Below are 17,142 nucleotides of genomic sequence, written 5' to 3'. Positions count from 1 at the left end.
TTTCTTATCAATTTAGTTTAAACAGGCCTACTGTCAAGCCAAAACCGACAAACTGACAACATATATTGTCAAATTATTAATACTGACTGGCTTGAATCAACTGCCGGGTATAGTCCGTTTGTGGTGAAACAAATAAAGTTTCAGTGTCTTGAAATTCCATCACGGTGCCATGCTTGAGCACCATCACCTGCTGGCAAAGTGCCCTGACCACTTGTAAATCATGACTGATAAACACATAGCTGATGTGTTCATCTGTTTGAAGCTGGCGCAGCAACTTTACAATCGCGCGCTGTGTGGTGCGGTCTAAGGCTGAGGTCGGTTCATCGAGCACAATCAGTTTTGGCTGAAGTATCAAAGCTCTTGCCAAAGCGATACGTTGTCGCTGCCCGCCAGATAACTGATGCGGATAACGATGCTTGAACGCTGGTGTTAGCTCAACCTTCTCAAGCGCAGCATCGATCAATGCTTCTCGCTCATGTGCGGCAACACGCTTTAATGCCAGCCCCTCTCCAACAATTTGTGCAACATTCATTCGCGGATTCAGGCTACTAAACGGATCTTGAAATACCATCTGGATCGATTGACGAATAGGCCGCAGTTGGCTTTCTTTCAGTTGATTCAGATTTTCTCCAAGAAATACAATCTCGCCATCACTTTCAATCAATCGCGTAATCGCCAGTGCCAGTGTGGATTTACCCGAACCACTTTCTCCCACAATCCCAAGGGTATTGCCTTGCTGAAGCTGAAAACTCAGCGGTGCCAGTGCGCTAAAGTAATTTTGAGTTCGCCAGAATAAGCTGTTTTGAAGCGGATACTTCACTGAAAGATGATGAACGCCTAAAACTTCTTGATCAGATGACATCGGAAGTGCACGTCCAAAGTCGTGATCTAGCAGATGACGTGTATAGGCTGTTTGTGGTCGCTCAAACAATTCTTTCGCTGTAGACTGTTCTTCGACCCGACCTTGATTCATTACAATCACGTCATCGGCATAGCGTTTTACCAAGTTCAGATCGTGACTGATCAAGATCAATCCCATACCAGATTGGCGCTGCAATGACTTGAGCAAATCCAGAATTTGCGCTTGTAAGGTCACATCAAGCGCTGTGGTGGGTTCATCGGCAATCAAAATTTCAGGCTCTTGTGCCAGTGCCATGGCAATCATGACGCGCTGGCGTTGCCCGCCAGACAGCTCATGCGGATAACGTCTAAGCTTTTGTTCTGGCTCTGGGATTCCCACATCATTGAGCAATTCAATCACACGCGCACGAACACGTGCTTTTGACCAGCCACGAAGTCTGAGCATTTCACCCACGATTTTTTCAACTCGATGCAGCGGATTCAGTGCAGTCATGGGTTCTTGAAAAATCATGGCAATTTTACTGCCCCGAAGCTGCTGTAACGCTTGAGTTGTGAGCTTAAATAAATTCTGACCGTGAAAATGTGCAGTGCCCGAAACTTGAAGCTGCTCTGGAAGTAAACCCAATAAAGCCAGACTGCTAATCGATTTACCAGAGCCACTTTCCCCCACGATCGCCAAGGTTTGCCCGACGTGTAAGTCGAAGCTTAAGTCATCGACTAAAAGCTGATGAGCATCTAGCGCAATGCGTAAATGCTCAACCTGTAATAATGGGGTATTAGCGTCTTGGGTCGAATGCATCACGCGTGGCCTCTCCGACATAAATCAATAATGACAAAACCAGCGCCAGCGTAAAAAAGCCAGAGAGCGCCAGCCACGGTGCATTGAGATTATTTTTCCCTTGTAGCAGCAGTTCTCCCAATGATGCAGCATCTGGAGGTAAACCATAGCCCAAAAAGTCCAGTGCCGTTAGCGCAGTAATATTGGCAGTAAGCATAAACGGCAATTGGGAGAGGCTTGAGCTGATGGCATTGGGTAAAATATGCCGGAAAATGATGGTCCGATCAGCTACGCCCAAAGCACGTGCAGCGCGTACATAGTCAAAATTTCGAGCGCGCAAGAATTCAGCCCGCACCAACCCCACCAATGCCGTCCAGCCAAACAGCAGCATAATCACAAATAACCAGTAGACACTTGGGGTAAACATACTGACCAAGATCATGACCATAAACAGCATGGGTAATCCGCCCCACACCTCTAGCACCCGCTGACCAATCAAATCGACCCAGCCACCATAATAGCCCTGTAATGCCCCAATCAAAATTCCGATAAAGGCGGCACAGAGGGTCAAGGCAAATCCAAATAAAAGAGACACGCGCAAGCCATATAAAATACGCGCCAATACGTCACGGCCCTGATCGTCTGTCCCCAACCAGTTTTGCTGCGACGGAGGCGATGGCACAGGCACAGCCAGCTCCAGATTAGGCGTTTGATATGAAAATGGAATCACAGGCCAAAGTGCCCATCCATCACGATCGATGAGTTGCTGTACGGCTGGATCTTTATAATCTGTTTCGGTTTCAAAGATCCCGCCAAAAGTTGTTTCTGGATAGGACTGGATCACTGGAAAATAATAGGATTGTTGATACTTCACCACCAAAGGTTTGTCGTTGGCAATTAATTCAGAGAAAATCGCCAGTACAAAAATCACTGCAAAAACAATTAAGCAGATAAAACCTAACCGGTTTTGTTTAAAACGTGCAAGACGCTGCTGCATCACTGGAGACATTATTTTGCTCCTCGCGCGTCGAAATTGATTCTTGGGTCGATGATTTGATACAGCACATCACTGACCAGTCTGAGCAGCAGCCCAAGTAAAGTAAATAAAAACAACGTGCCAAAAATCACCGGATAATCGCGCTGCGTAATCGCTTCAAAACCCAATAAACCAATCCCATCTAAATTGAAAATAATTTCAATAAACAGGTTTCCCACAAAGAAAATACCAATCAATGCTTCAGGTAAACCCGCAATCACAATCAGCATGGCATTTCGAAAAACATGCCCGTATAAAACACGCGTTTCACTTAAACCCTTGGCGTGAGCTGCCAGCACATACTGCTTTCCTAACTCTTCCATAAAGGCATATTTGGTTAGATAGGTTAAGCCTGCAAATCCACCCAGCAACATGGTGGTTAAAGGCAATGCCATATGCCAGAAATAGTCCTTTATTTTATTGAGTAAACTCAAATTCTGAAAATTTTCCGAAACCAATCCTTGCAGTGGAAACCACTGAAAATATGAACCGCCCGCAAAAAATACGATCAACAACACCCCAAATACAAAAGTAGGTACCGCATAACCAACCGCCAGCAAAATAGATGTCGACTTATCAAAGATTAATCCATGCTGGCGTGCCTTTCGAATGCCAAGCGGAATTGAAATCAGATAAATCAGCAAACTACTCCATAACCCCAAAGAAATGGTGACCGGCATTTTCTCAAATAATAACTGCGTAACAGGTTTATCTTTAAAAAAACTGGTACCAAAATCAAGACGCAAATATCCGTTCAACATCAGCCAAAAACGTTCTGGTGCAGACTTATCAAATCCATATTGCGCCTTAATTTTTTCGACCATTTCGGGCGTCAGACCACGCGCACCCTGATAATGGGTATCTGTACTGACAGAAGCAGTTTCTCCCCCGGTTTTTACACCTGAAAAACTTTCTGCCTGCTGAATAGCTTGCTCGACTGGTCCACCCGGTGCAATTTGCACCACGACAAAATTGATCAATAAAATCAGAAACAATGTCGGAATAATCAAGAACAGACGTTTAATAATATAAGCACCCATGCGCATACTCCTTGATTATTCTTGTTTACGCAAATAGCGGGCAACACGCTGTGCTTTTTCAGGATTAGACCACCAGTAATCATAACCTACCGATAACGCTGGCTTCACTTTAGGGCGTTCATACATGTCCCAGTATGCATACCAGTTACCCGCTTTTCCATAGGTCAAAATCTGGTAATAACCAGCCCGAAGCAACCGATCCAATACCTTGGTACTGGCCACCAGCTCATCTCGTGAATTGGCATGAATTACGCGCTGAATCACCGCATCAATGACAGGATCCTGAATTCCAGAATAATTATAATTTCCAACCTGATTGGCCGCTGCACTTCCCCAAAATTGCGCCTGCTCATTGCCCGGTGTTAAAGATTGTGGCAAGGCCATTGTGGTTAAATCGAAGTCATTGCGGCGCATGCGTTCCACATATTGTGGCGTATCGACCAAACGGATATTCACCGTAATGCCCAAGCGCTTTAAATTGCGAACAAAAGGCATCAGGGTGCGCTGTAAACTGTCCTGATGAATCAACAGCTCAAGCTGAACAGCACGCCCCTGTTTGTCTTTTAAAGTCTGATGCTGAACCGTATAGCCTGCCTCAATTAGTAACTGTCTTGCTTTAAGCAAGCTATTACGATTAAAGCCACTGGCATCGGAAACAGGATAACGCCAATTGGCCAAAACACCCTCACGCACAATCGGATCAAGTTTGGGCAAGAAAGGCGCTAGAATTTTTTGCTCTGCCGCAGATGGCGTTCCTGTTGCAGCCAGTTCACTGTTATTAAAATAACTCTGTAGACGTTGATACTGACCATAAAACAAAGCTTTATTTTGCCATTCAAAATCGTAGGCATAACTGATGGCACGTCTTAACTTGATATCGCTTAAAGGTCTGTGCCGCGTATTCATGACAATACTTTGTGTCGTCATGGGATTACGGTGCTCAAAGACATATTTTTTAATCATGCCGGACTTAAACGCGGGGAAGTCATAGCCTGTCACCCACTTACGCGACATAAATTCTTCATGCAAGGTGTATTGGCCCGACTTAAACCCCTCAAATGCAATGTCTAAATTACGATAATAGACATATTTTAAGCGATCAAAATTGTAGCGCCCCTGATTCACGGCTAAATCTTTAGCCCAGTATTTAGGATTACGTTTGTACGTAACACTTCGGCCCGGATCGATGCGCTCAATCAAATAAGGCCCCGACCCTAAAATCGGCTGGAGCGTGACTCGAGTGAAGTCCTTATGCTGCCAGTCTTTTTTTGAGTAAATGGGTAGGCTGGCCAAAATCATCGGCATTTCAAGATTACTTTTGGACTTAAAACTAAACTTGATGCGGTACTTCGACAGCACCTCGGTTTTGGCCAGATCTGCAATGTACATTTGCAGGCCCGGATTGGCCTTGGTTTGATACGTATCAAAGCTAAATTTGACATCTTCGGCAGTCAGAGGAGAGCCATCACTAAAACGTGCTTGCGGATTTAAATCAAAAATCACGAAGCTTGGGTGCTGTTGATCAAAGGTGGCCGTTTTAGCCAGCAAGGGATACATCACCCCGGGTTCATCTAGCGAGCTAGACATCAAACTGTCAAAGACATAATTAATACCGTCGGTCGAACTGCCCTTGCCATTCATGCTATTCAAATTATCGAAGGTGCCATTACTCGACTGAATTAAGATTCCACCTTTGGGTGCCTTGGGGTTGGCATAAGGCATGTGCGTTAGCGGTTGATATTTGGGCTGGGTACGAATGGCGATATAGGGTGTGGTGGTAACGGCGGCAAAACAACTTAAAGAAAAAACACCAAGCCCCAATGCGAGGCTAAGTGTTTTCATTACATATGCATTCTTGGCGTGCATTTATCGTCCAGTAAAGTTATAGATTGGGAACCTTAATCACATCTCCAATACGAAGTGAACTTGAAGGACGTAAATCATTTAGATCGGCCAGTTCAGCCAATGCCATGCCATACTTACTGGCAAGTCCAATCAGGGTATCACCGCGCTTGACCTTATACTCCGTGATTGTTTTTGGAACTTGTAAGGTTTGACCACGCTGTAAGCTCGCGCGGGCACTCAAGTCATTTAAATCGGCCAGCTCTTTAGATGACATGCCTAAACGACTGGCAATACTATTAAGCGACTCACCCGACTTGACCGTATAAGATTCGGTTTTGGTCGAGGCTTTGGCATTGGATTTTGCTTTTGGCTCGGCTTTGGCACTGACTTGTTTTTCAGTTTCACCGCTTAATTTGAGCTTTTGTCCTGCTTGCAGGCCAGAACTGCGTAGACCGTTGAGCTTCATCAAATCATTTGCATCGAGGTTATAACGGCTGGCAATGGCGCCCAGCGTATCACCCGATTTAACGGTATAGACCTCAGGAGCAGCCTGCTCCGCAGATTTCTTGCTTGAGCTTGATGGTACATCGCCTGTGAGTTTTAGCTTTTGCCCAACGCGAAGCCCTGCTGTACGGTTTAATCCGTTCAGCTCTGCCAAGTAATCCAGTTGTAAATTAAATTTACTCGCTACCGCATTTAAGCTATCACCCGATTGAACCGTATATTCTTCAGGTGTGGTCGAACCAGCCGGAATCTTGATGCTTTGACCAGCTCTCAAGCCAGAAGCAGATTTCATATTGTTTAGCTCAAGTAACTCACTCAAGCTCGTTTTTGTAGCGCTGGCAATACTCGATAAGGTTTCACCGCGCTGTACTTTATAGCTTTCGGTTTTAATCGAAGGAGCATTTTTGCTTGCCTTGGCCGCTACACTGCTCTCTTCCTCGGCAACTTCGTGCAATGGAACATTAATTTTCTGACCAATGTATAAATTACTTCCTGCATTCAATCCTGTGGTCAGATCCGCTAGTTCCTGATTAGAGAGTCCATAACGATCTGCAATCTGTTTGAGATATTCACCACGTTTTACAGTGTAGAGTTTGGTTGGCGTGCGTTTGGTCGATTTCGTATCGCTATTGTGCTTAGCCGAGGCTGTCGTAGTATTGCCTTTTTTCTCTTTTAAGCTTAGTTTCTGGCCCACAAACAAACCACTGGTAACACTTAGCTCGTTTAGATCGGCCAATTGCTTAACACTCAAACCGAACTGTTCTGCCACTGCGGTCAGGCTGTCATTGGCTTTAACGGTATAGGTATCTGGAATCGTCTCGGTTTTAGAAGCAGATTCTGCTTGTGGTTTGGCATCATACAAATACAGCGTAGTGCCTGCATACAACGTACGATTCGGATCGATCTGGTTCCAGTTTGCAATGTCGCGCCAGCTCACACCGTTTTTCATGGCAATGATGGCCAGCGTATCGCCTGAAACAACCGTATAGGTAGAGCGCTTTCCTTTCGGCTGAACCACAACAATATCGGTATCCGTTTTGATATACGGCTTGTTGCTATTACGCTGTACATCCTGGTCGCTGGCACTGACGGTTTCTGCCAATGCTTTCGGATACGCAAATTCTTTGGTGACTTCTTTGCCTTGCTGATCGGCAACGGATTGACTGGTCTGAATCGCGGTGAGCTTAATCTTACCATCTAGCGGATCGACAATTTGAGTGCCTTTCGGTGCCAATGCAGAAAGCTCGGCAACCACTTGATCTTTTTCTGCTTGAGTTGGTTGTGGCTCCAACGCTTGTGCAACAGTCTCCTTCTGACCTTCAGAACGAATCGCAGCAACAATATCAGCACGTTCGGTTTTTGAAATTGGTGGTTCAGTAGTCACAGGCTTCACATTGGCTTTTTGTGTCACTGCAACTGGAATACGCGGTGCACTCGGTACATCAGCACTCGCAGCAAAAGCAGCCAGTTCGTCTGCACCACGCGGGGTATTGATACGGCGCGTGGTTGTTGAAGCGACTGTAGTGGTCGTATTCTTTACCGCTGGCTTGGTGTTACTGGCAGTCAATACAGGGGTGGTCGAGGTGGTCACCGAGGACGTTCCTGTATTTCTTGGTGTTGTAGTGACCGTGACAGACGCTGGAGGTGCTGCGGTATTCGCGGCCCACATACCAGATGACGATGAAGGTTTTAACGCTCTGAGTTTGGTGTCAATCGATGGGCTTAAATCGGCCGGAATCAAAATCCGCATTGGGCTGGCCGGATCGATCACATCCCCCCGGTAACCTGGGTTAAGAGCATATAGCTCGGTACGGCTTAAACCGGTTACCGCTGAAATTTGATTGAGGTCTACCGGACCACTTAAGGTGACTTCACGAAAGTGCGGACGATTGGCAATTGGCGGCAATGACACACCATATGCTTTTGGATTTTTAATAATCTGAGCCACCGCAAGGAAACGCGGTACATAGTTCATCGTTTCCGCAGGCAGTTTCAGCGACCAGTAATCGGTTGGTAAGCCTGCCGCCTGATTTCGGTTAATGGCCTGTTGAATACGTCCCGGTCCGGCATTATAAGACGCCAGTGCCAGCTCCCATGAGCCAAACTGGTTATACAAACTGCCTAAAAACTCATAAGCTGCACGCGTCGACTCAACAACATCACGACGGCCATCGTAGAGACTGGTTTGACGTAAGCCGTAAATACGGCCGGTACTTGGGATAAACTGCCATAGTCCTGCCGCCGCCGCACTACTGGTCGCAGCTGGATCGTAAGAACTTTCAATGACCGGCAACAGTGCAAGCTCGGTCGGTAAACCACGGCGTTCTGCTTCTTTTACGGTGTGGTATAAGTAGCGACTGGCACGCGCACTTAAGCGGTCTAAATAAGGCTGACGCGAAATAAACCAGCTACGCTGGGCTTCAATACGTGGGTCCCAATGGGTTTCGTCCATCTTAAATCCAACGGTCATGCGTTTCCAAACGTCACCGTGCTTTAAAATTAATAGACGGTCGCCCTCTACTGCTCGCATGTCGGTCGCCGAGAGTAAATCTTCTAAAGAATCCAAGCTGCTGGCATCTAAAAAGCCTGAACCCATTTTATGCGTCGATTTGCTGTGTGTTTTTTCTGGAGTTGAAGAACATCCGGCTGTAAGACCTATGGCTGCGATTGCAGAACCAAGAACCGTATATTTGAAAAGTGAGGCGACTGAAAAAGGCCACATCATTGTGGTAGATTTATACATATAGATGTTCCAAACAACTCGCGTAAAGTTTAATTCTTTAAATATGCCATTGTAGTGAAGCATGCCGTCGAGACAAGGCAATAATTTAGCGTGATTTGAGTGGAAATGTTACAAGAAATTAAAAAAACACCCCTTAGAGCGCAGAGAATCGCTTCGTTTGCGTATACAATACCCATTGTTCCCTTTGTTTTACGTGTCGAGTCTGGTTCTTATGTCACAAACAATCACCCTTTATGTTGATGGCGCCTGTAAAGGCAATCCCGGCTTAGGTGGCTGGGGTGCGTATATCATTACCGAGCAAGGTGAACATAAACTGTGTGGTGGCGAGCCAACCACCACCAACAACCGCATGGAACTGACCGCTGCAATTGAAGGCATTCGTTTTTGTCCACCAGATGCCAGCTTGATTATTTGGACCGATTCAAACTATGTCAAACAAGGCATTACCGAATGGATTCATGGCTGGAAAAAGAAAAACTGGAAAGACGTTAAAAATCCTGATCTTTGGCAGGCACTTGATGCGATCTGTCAAGGTCGTCAAATTGAGTGGAACTGGATTAAGGGTCACGCTGGCCACGCAGGAAATGAAATGGCCGATACGCTCGCAAACCAAGGGGCAGCCCAGATCGCCGCTGAGCTTCACACTCAATCTAAAACCACTGAAGACACTAAAAAAAAACCTGAAAATGACTGGTTGCTCGATGATCCGTTCGGTTTTGACCTCGATCAGGTAGAACCTGAAGAGAATATTGAGGCAGACGACGAGTCAGAACTCGACAACATACCGAGTGAGTCCGAGCAAAATCAGGTTCACCCGTTTATTATTGTCACGCCTGCACAGGTGCATGCACAAGGCCCGCGCCAGCTCATTCTAGATACCGAAACCACAGGTTTTTATTATCAAGATGGCGATCGTATTATTGAGGTCGGTGCGATCGAGATGATCAACCGTAAACTGACGGGCAGCTCGATTCATATTTACATTAATCCAGAGAAGCCGGTAGGCGATTCGGTTAATGTCCACGGGATTACCGACGAGTTTCTTGCAGATAAACCCAAGTATGCCGAGATTGCGGACGTACTATTTGAATATCTGAAAGGTGCAGAGATTATTGCACATAACGCCACCTTCGATATGAACTTCCTGAATATGGAGTTTACCCGTGCAGGATTACCTGCATTGTCTGAGGTGTGTACAGTCACCGATACCTTGGCACTGGCCAAAAATAAGCATCCGGGGCAAAAAAACTCGCTCGATGCCTTGGTCAGACGCTATGAAATTCCGGCAAGAGACCGCACGTTCCACGGCGCGTTACTCGATGCGGAAATTTTGTCGGATGTCTATTTGGCCATGACCGGTGGGCAGGTTTCATTTGATATGGATGCCCTGTCACAAAGTGAAAATGAGCAAGGTCAGTCAAAACGTGCACGTGTCGATTTTCAGCTTCCAGTGATTCAACCCTCCGAAGAAGAATTGGCACGTCACAATGAATGGGTTCAGCGCTACGAAGAAAAAAATGGGGCCGCCTGCCTGTTTGCAAAATAAAACCCAAAAGTTTTTTACAACAGATGATGCAAGCCGATCAACTTGAGGTATAGTCAGGTTGATCTTTTAGTCGCGCCGTCTGGACGCTCATAACATTATAAAGTGGTGCAGTTTTTATGTCTTCACAAGTTTCTATTCGCTTCGACCCTTCTGCATTGTTGACTATAAAAAAAGAAATTGATGATTCAGTTCGGCGTGTTGAAATCGCAATTCAAACGCTTCACGATGAACAACAGATTCCGTTTGAACTTGAAGAGACGCTTGAGCACTTTGACCAGTGTGCACAAGTTTTAGAGCTGATTGATATGGGACATCTGTCGCAAATGATCGGCTATATTTCATTATTGGTCCGAAAAATCATGCAAGCGCCTGCCCTCACTGACGCCACTACGATGGCGGCACTTAGTGAAGGCACCACCATGTTAAAGCGCTATATCGAATTTACCGCTTTGCATGAAGTTAAAGCACCACAATTTCTGCTCGATACGCTGAATCGACTTGAGCTTGCTCTTGGCAAACCGCTCACGCAAGAAGGTCAACGACTCATTACCCGCTTAAATGCATTTAAAAGTGATTTATCCCTGCCTTTACCACCTAAACTTGAGCAATCCGAATACGTGCACCAGTTATATAAGCACGCTTTGCACAAGCTCATCCAGCACAGCGAAACCACACTGGATTTACAAGCAATTAAGTTGATTGGTGCATATCTGGCCAACGCCGCTAAAAAACATCATACCAAGCAATATTGGCAACTGGTTTATGTGGCACTTGATCATATTGATCAGCTGATCTTAAGTGATGCGCGTCTAAGAATCTTGATTCAACTCGAAAGCAACATAGGTAAATTCTTTGAACAGCCAGATGAATTTCGAGCTTCTATCACCGATTTGGCCAATATTATCAGCCTGTGCGTGAGTCAGGACGATGCGATTTCCGAACTATTACGCCGCCAGCTACGTATTGGAGATGATCAACTGACCGACACCCAACTACAGGTCTTGAGTTCACATTTGTATGGTCCTGACTATGACACCATTCATGCAGTGTGCCAGTTAATCAATGAATCAATGACACAAATTCGCAACGAAATCGAATACAACTATTTAAGTATGACACCTGAAAAAATTCAGGAATTACAAGCTCAACTGTCTCATCTGGCGAATGTGTTTAAAGTATTAAACCTACACGAAGCCAATCGTGCACTGGCACAGCAGGCCGAGCACCTTAATCAGCCAGATATTCTGACTCACGATGGCTATGCCCAGCAGTTGATGCGCAGTATTTTATCTGCCATGAATTCGATTGGTATTTTAGAGCGGAACTATACCTCTAATCGCTTGCAGCTACGTGCGCACAATATGAATATTTCACTTGATCGTTTAGACGATGCACATGCCGCGCTGTTACATGAAACCAAACTGGTGGTCAATGCCGCGGCACATGCGCTAGAAGCGACGCAAGCCACGGAGGCTACGGCACTGGACCTTGACACCATGCAGCAGCAGTTAAATGAGCTTGCAGGCGCAGCACTCTTTTTAGGTGCAAAAGAATTACACAAGGCCTTACATGACAGTGCACAGTTTATGGGTGCGCTGCAAAGCAATCACAGCGATTTAAAACACGATGATATGAGCCGTTTACTGAATATTTTGGCCTGTCTGGATCTGTTCATCGATAATTTAAAAACCAAACAACCTGTCTTACGTGCCACCTTTGAGGTAGCATTAAGACACTCCTCTCACTTTCAATCAGCGGTTGCCTAATGTCTGAGTTATCACTAGCTTACATCTTTCATAATCAACAACTTCTCGTTGATGAAAACCATAAACTTCCTAGCGTTGAGGCCATGACTGGCGATTTAAAGCTGGGCACGGGCGACAATGTTATTGCGCGGGATTTAAAGACTGACGATCAAATTCCTGCCGGATTTAAGCTGGTGCCGATCCGTCAACTGGTTTCGACATGGTCGACCGACGAATTTTTGCAGGCAAGCCGTGCGGTCCAACTCCTTGAATGGCGCCGCAATCACAAGTTTTGTAGCCGTTGCGGGCATGAAACTGAACAGCATGCCACTGAATACACAATGACTTGCCCGTCTTGTCATTACAATCAGTATCCACGAATCCAACCGTGTGTGATTACGGTGATTACCCGAGGCGACAACGAAATTTTGTTGGCCAAAAATGCCAATAACAAGACCAATATGTACAGTCTGATTGCAGGCTTTGTAGAAATTGCAGAAACACTTGAAGAAGCTGTTCAACGTGAAACGCTTGAAGAAGTCGGACTGAAAGTTAAAAATATTCGTTACTTATCGAGCCAGCCTTGGCCTTTTCCAAGTAATTTAATGCTCGCCTTTCAGGCTGAATATGAATCGGGCGAGATCAAATTACAAGAAGAAGAAATTAGTGACGCACAGTTTTTCAAGTTTGATGAACTGCCAGAAATTCCATTTAAAGGCAGTATTGCGTACGCCATGATTATGCATGTGATTCATCAACAGCCAATGTAATTGGCTGTTTTTACTCAACGGGATGTGTCTCTTTAAGCAAATTGAGTAACGTTCGTTTGGTCTTGAAATAACGGCTAAACAAACTCGACAATGTTGCAATGATCGTGATATGTCCCGTTTTAGGAATCACACTGATATGACTGTGGTTTCCAGCCTGTACCAACACTTGCTGCATATCTAAGCTATTACTTTGCTTGACGATATGATCGTTCTCAGCCAGAAACATATAATGCCGAATATGATTTTTTTTCACAAAATAATACGGCATGACCTGCTGATAGGGCACCGACTGATCAAAGGCATCTTCAGCGAGTGGGTCGCCTTTATAATCGAAATGATAAGGCCCAGCAAATCCGACAATTGCTTTGATCTGCTCATAACACTGAAGCGCAAGCCTCTGGGGATGGTACACCAGCGACATAATATTAAATGCGCCAGATGAGTGGCCCATCAAAATGATCTGCTGCGCTGAAATATTCAAACGCGCTTGATGTTGATCAAGATATTGGAGCGCCACGGCTAAATCATCGATAAATACAGGAAAAATAGATTGTGGCGCCAGATGATAATTGATGATCGCGACGTCGTACCCTTCACGCGTAAGGCTTTCACCTAAAAACACATAGTCTTTTTTATCACCGTGCTGCCATGCACCACCATGCACAAAAACCACCAGTGGACGATGTGCTAAAGGTGTGTTGGCTCGGTACAGATCGAATCGCTGACGCGCTTTCAAGCCATAAGCAATATTTTCAGTACAGCTATAGCTCGATTTAGGCGTAAGTCGGTTGAGCGCATAACTTCCAAGATCATAAACACGCACCGACTTACATTGCTCTTTCATCCATTCGACCTGCTTTCCAAGTTGCTCCAAAAGCTGATGTGGTTTATTGAGCATTGGTGGTTCCGTTTTGATTTGGATCAATCGCCACTGGCGTCTGTACTTCTGGCTGTACCGAATTGACCAGTGGTGTCGCAACAGTCGAGCTGGCAACTGTACCGGCTGATTGTTCAATGTTGTCGATCAGGGTTACGATTTTAGTCACATTCCCGACTTTTTGTAGTACATCATTCAGATCATTAATTTCTGCAGTATTTAAACGCCCCATCACGTATAACACGCCATCTTCGGTTTGAACCAAGACTTTAGAATCCGAAACTACAGGTGCACGCACCAGTAGTCCACGGGTGTTTGCGGTCACGGCAGTATCTTGCATAATGGTACTATAGCCAATTTGCGGGCCAACCGTAATGTAGTTATGGACAGTTTTGACATCGCTCATGGCTTTAACATTGTCTTCAGCCAACTGACGTAATGATTCATCGGGAACTTGCCCTGTCAACAGTACATTGCTATGGAAGCTTTCAATGTTGACGCGTGACTGTTTAAAGCGAGGGTCTAGCTTATACAAATTAATGGTCGCTGTGCGCTTGATAGAAGAATCAATAAAAACCTGCCCTAAGCTGCGCGCACCGCTCTCTGTGCCTACAGGTGCTGAACCTGTTCCACCCGAAATGAAACTTGCACATCCCGATAAACTTGCTACGCACAACATCAGTATTGAAATTCGTTTAACCACTGAGCAAGACTCCCTATACACTCTTTTTTAAAACAATCGGCGAACATTTACGGCATTTACATGCCCAAAGAGTAAATAACTCCAGTTACAAAGTAAACGCATTTTCGATCCACTGTCGATCATAGCGAAGATTAGAAAAATCTTGCTGTACTGTTTTTGCAATTTTGTAGGGGAAATCAAAACAAATCACATCGAAACGACAGTAAAACTGCTGATAATGTGGATACTTATTCAAAAAATACTGCGCCGTCTTAATGATTTTACGCTGTTGTGAGTACATGAGTACTTCGTTTGCCATCGCATAACTCCCTTGGGTGCGTGCTTTGACTTCAACAAAAACCAGCTCATCCCCTTTGGCCACAATTAAATCAATTTCACCACGGCGCGAGCGAAAATTTTGCTGCACCAACTGAAATCCATGGGCTTGCAGCAAGGTTAAAGCCGCTTGTTCTGCCCATACGCCCAAGTGGTGAGCATGCGGCTCAGCATGATGTGAAGACTGTGTCATTTGAGAACCACAAGCGAACGCTTGGTTTTTTGATAACAATGCACATTACGCTTGATCCGATCGCCCTGTGCAGTTAAATCGCCCGTTCGGCCCTTGAGTCGGAAATCCTGTATGGCAGGATTAAGTACATATTGTTCAGTCAGCATCCACGCGTCTCCACCAAAGGCGATTAAACGCTGATACGGCATCGGTTCAGGTTTTTGCAAATAGGCATGGTACACGTCGTTCCATTGATGCTCGTATAAGGCAGGTACATCACAAAAGGTTAGCCCCTCTGGAATTGCTTTATTTTCTTCAATGGCAATGGCTTGTGCATATACTCCGCGTTTGGGTAGCTTGCCCAGTTGGTTGAGCCATGCAGAATCGCCCATCAGCATTAAACCCTGACCTTTTTTGAGCTTGGCCGGTAACGTTTGAATCGGTTCTACACGATGACCAAATTGCGAAACCAGCGAGATGTAATACAGTTCGGTATCGGCTTCTCTGCCATTTTGACGCAGCACCAAAAGATCCGTGATGTTATCTTTTTGCAACACATCGACCATCGAGCCTGCGTCATCTTGTTTGGACAAACTAAATTGAATCACGTTTTTTGCTTCGGCACCCACTTCATTGAGGGCCAACACTTTTACTTTGGGGTTTAGCTTCATCACCTCTTCAACATCTTGCCGAGCCAGTGGCCCAACCACCATTTCAGTTTTTTTGCCTACATGCTGCCTGAAAATAGACTTCATGTTTTGCTGATCTGAGTTAACAAATTTGATGGGTGTTTTGTGGTTTGATTGCGCGTAAGCGCTCAAAAAACCGTGCTTAATACTGGTCGCGGCTCGCGCCATAGGTCCGGTTTCAGGTAGAATGACGATCACTTCGGCGTGTGCCTGTGAAACAAAAGCTGCAAAAAACATCAGCAGCCAAGTCTTTTTATTATGTAGCATGGAGTAAAACCTTATGAGTGCTCAGTTATTTGTTGTAGCGACCCCAATTGGGCACTTAGATGACATGACGTATCGCGCCATCGAAACTTTAAAATCGGTCAGTTTGGTTGCCGCAGAAGATACGCGTCAGTCTGCTCAGTTATTTAAGCATTATAATATAACAACTCCATTGACAGCATGCCACGATCACAATGAAAATCATAAAATTAATGAACTGATTCAACGTTTAAAAGCGGGTGAAAATATTGCCCTGATCAGTGATGCAGGTACCCCGCTCATTAGTGACCCAGGTTTTAAACTGGTTCGTGCTGCCCAAGAGCACAAGATTCGCGTAGTACCCGTGCCGGGTGCCTGTGCAGCCGTTGCAGCCTTGAGTGCTGTCGGACTTCCGAGTGACCGCTTTAGTTTTGAGGGTTTTTTACCGTCTAAATCTTCTCAGCGCATGCTTCAGCTTGAAAAGCTAAAAGATGAAACACAAACTCTGATTTTTTATGAAGCACCGCATCGTATTCTAGATTGTGTCAAAGATATGATGCAGGTTTTTGGTGCCGAGCGACCTGTCGGATTCGCACGTGAAATCACCAAAACATTTGAAACCATAAAAAAAATGAGTTTAGGTGAGTTGGTCAGCTTTGTAGAGCATGATCATAATCAGCAAAAGGGTGAAATTGTACTGATTGTAGGCGGTAATCCAGTTGAAAAAGACATGGAGCAAGAAAAACTGGATCAATTACTGACGCGTCTTTTACAGGATCTTTCTGTGAAGGCTGCTTCTCAGCTTGCCGCCGACCTGACCGGCATCAAGAAAAAAATTGCCTATCAACGCGCTTTAGAACTGACCCAGACCGATCTCGATTAAGCATAAAAAAAGCATCAATTATGATGCTTTTTTTATGGATTCAGATTAATCTCGGGCGTCTTCATCTGGCGGAACTTGGGTAATACTTCCGCCTTTTGCTAGAAATGCCGCAATTTCATCTTCAAGCGCTTGTCTTTGCTTTTGCTTGGCTGTCACTGTCAGCGTTTCAGCTTCTGCAAGATCTGCATCGTTTCCGCTTGATTCTTCATCGTTGGCACCATGTTCAGCAGCTTTGGCTTCATCTTCATCGACTGCCGCATCTTCTGATTCATCGTATTCATTCATATCCGTCATTTTTTTCTCCCCTCAATGACCGATTCATACATCATGAACGTTACTCATAAATTACGAAGAAATTTAACAATCTCTTGCGTATTCGCAAAGAGGCTTTT

Annotated in this window: 14 protein-coding genes; 4 read left to right on the top strand and 10 right to left on the bottom strand. The window is 45.2% G+C overall.

Annotation, left to right across the window (positions count from 1 at the left end; genetic code table 11):
• Positions 1-76 precede the first annotated feature (76 nt).
• The 5 genes from KCV09_RS01610 to KCV09_RS01590 are packed head-to-tail and all read right to left on the bottom strand — an operon-like array spanning position 77 to position 8,807.
• Positions 77-1,660 carry an ABC transporter ATP-binding protein gene (locus KCV09_RS01610; RefSeq protein ID WP_212515743.1) on the bottom strand — a complete coding sequence of 528 codons (1,584 nt, stop codon included), beginning with the start codon at positions 1,658-1,660 and terminating at the stop codon, positions 77-79.
• On the bottom strand, positions 1,638-2,648 hold the full coding sequence (locus tag KCV09_RS01605) for an ABC transporter permease (RefSeq protein WP_048764143.1): 1,011 nt from the start codon (positions 2,646-2,648) through the stop codon (positions 1,638-1,640). The genes KCV09_RS01610 and KCV09_RS01605 overlap by 23 nt, the downstream gene beginning before the upstream one ends.
• Complete coding sequence (gene yejB, locus KCV09_RS01600) at positions 2,648-3,715, bottom strand: microcin C ABC transporter permease YejB (protein ID WP_212515441.1); 1,068 nt, start codon at positions 3,713-3,715, stop codon at positions 2,648-2,650. The genes KCV09_RS01605 and yejB overlap by 1 nt, the downstream gene beginning before the upstream one ends.
• Positions 3,716-3,730: 15 nt before the next feature.
• Complete coding sequence (locus KCV09_RS01595) at positions 3,731-5,557, bottom strand: extracellular solute-binding protein (RefSeq protein ID WP_228301581.1); 1,827 nt, start codon at positions 5,555-5,557, stop codon at positions 3,731-3,733.
• A 40-nt stretch (positions 5,558-5,597) separates the two neighbouring features.
• Complete coding sequence (locus KCV09_RS01590; protein WP_212515439.1) at positions 5,598-8,807, bottom strand: LysM peptidoglycan-binding domain-containing protein; 3,210 nt, start codon at positions 8,805-8,807, stop codon at positions 5,598-5,600.
• Positions 8,808-9,018: 211 nt separating this feature from the next.
• On the opposite strand from KCV09_RS01590, the gene dnaQ reads away from it, so the two are divergent.
• The 3 genes from dnaQ to nudC all read left to right on the top strand — a co-directional run bounded on the left by dnaQ (position 9,019) and on the right by nudC (position 12,868).
• Entirely contained in the window at positions 9,019-10,353 is a 1,335-nt protein-coding gene (gene dnaQ / locus KCV09_RS01585; protein ID WP_212515438.1) for a DNA polymerase III subunit epsilon, read from the top strand.
• 116 nt (positions 10,354-10,469) lie between these two features.
• Positions 10,470-12,119, top strand: coding sequence for a chemotaxis protein (locus KCV09_RS01580; protein WP_212515437.1), 1,650 nt, complete (start codon positions 10,470-10,472; stop codon positions 12,117-12,119).
• Positions 12,119-12,868 carry an NAD(+) diphosphatase gene (gene nudC / locus KCV09_RS01575; RefSeq protein ID WP_004936241.1) on the top strand — a complete coding sequence of 250 codons (750 nt, stop codon included), beginning with the start codon at positions 12,119-12,121 and terminating at the stop codon, positions 12,866-12,868. The genes KCV09_RS01580 and nudC overlap by 1 nt, the downstream gene beginning before the upstream one ends.
• A gap of 10 nt (positions 12,869-12,878) precedes the next feature.
• On the opposite strand, the gene KCV09_RS01570 is transcribed toward nudC, so the two are convergent.
• The 4 genes from KCV09_RS01570 to KCV09_RS01555 form a co-directional block, all read right to left on the bottom strand.
• Positions 12,879-13,766, bottom strand: coding sequence for an alpha/beta hydrolase (locus tag KCV09_RS01570; RefSeq protein WP_212515436.1), 888 nt, complete (start codon positions 13,764-13,766; stop codon positions 12,879-12,881).
• Complete coding sequence (locus tag KCV09_RS01565) at positions 13,756-14,448, bottom strand: BON domain-containing protein (RefSeq protein ID WP_004946240.1); 693 nt, start codon at positions 14,446-14,448, stop codon at positions 13,756-13,758. Before KCV09_RS01565 ends, KCV09_RS01570 begins: the two co-directional genes overlap by 11 nt.
• 85 nt (positions 14,449-14,533) lie before the next feature.
• Positions 14,534-14,956, bottom strand: a complete 423-nt coding sequence (locus KCV09_RS01560) for a YraN family protein (protein ID WP_004936234.1) — start codon at positions 14,954-14,956, stop codon at positions 14,534-14,536.
• Positions 14,953-15,891 (bottom strand): penicillin-binding protein activator, encoded by a 939-nt coding sequence (locus KCV09_RS01555; RefSeq protein ID WP_004936232.1) that lies wholly within the window; start codon positions 15,889-15,891, stop codon positions 14,953-14,955. Before KCV09_RS01555 ends, KCV09_RS01560 begins: the two co-directional genes overlap by 4 nt.
• A 13-nt stretch (positions 15,892-15,904) precedes the next feature.
• On the opposite strand from KCV09_RS01555, the gene rsmI reads away from it, so the two are divergent.
• The gene (gene rsmI / locus KCV09_RS01550; protein ID WP_004946233.1) at positions 15,905-16,750 is read left to right on the top strand and encodes a 16S rRNA (cytidine(1402)-2'-O)-methyltransferase; all 846 of its coding nucleotides are present in this window, start codon (positions 15,905-15,907) and stop codon (positions 16,748-16,750) included.
• 45 nt (positions 16,751-16,795) lie between these two features.
• Here rsmI and KCV09_RS01545 read toward each other — a convergent pair whose 3' ends face one another.
• A complete protein-coding gene (locus KCV09_RS01545) occupies positions 16,796-17,044 on the bottom strand; it encodes a hypothetical protein (RefSeq protein WP_004936225.1) in 249 nt (82 codons plus the stop codon).
• Between the last annotated feature and the right edge of the window lie 98 nt (positions 17,045-17,142).

The sequence above is a fragment of the Acinetobacter soli genome, from assembly GCF_018139125.1.
Classification (GTDB): Bacteria; Pseudomonadota; Gammaproteobacteria; order Pseudomonadales; family Moraxellaceae; genus Acinetobacter; species Acinetobacter soli.
The sequence above is the reverse complement of the archived record's forward strand: the minus strand, read 5'-3'. Positions and strand labels throughout refer to the sequence as shown.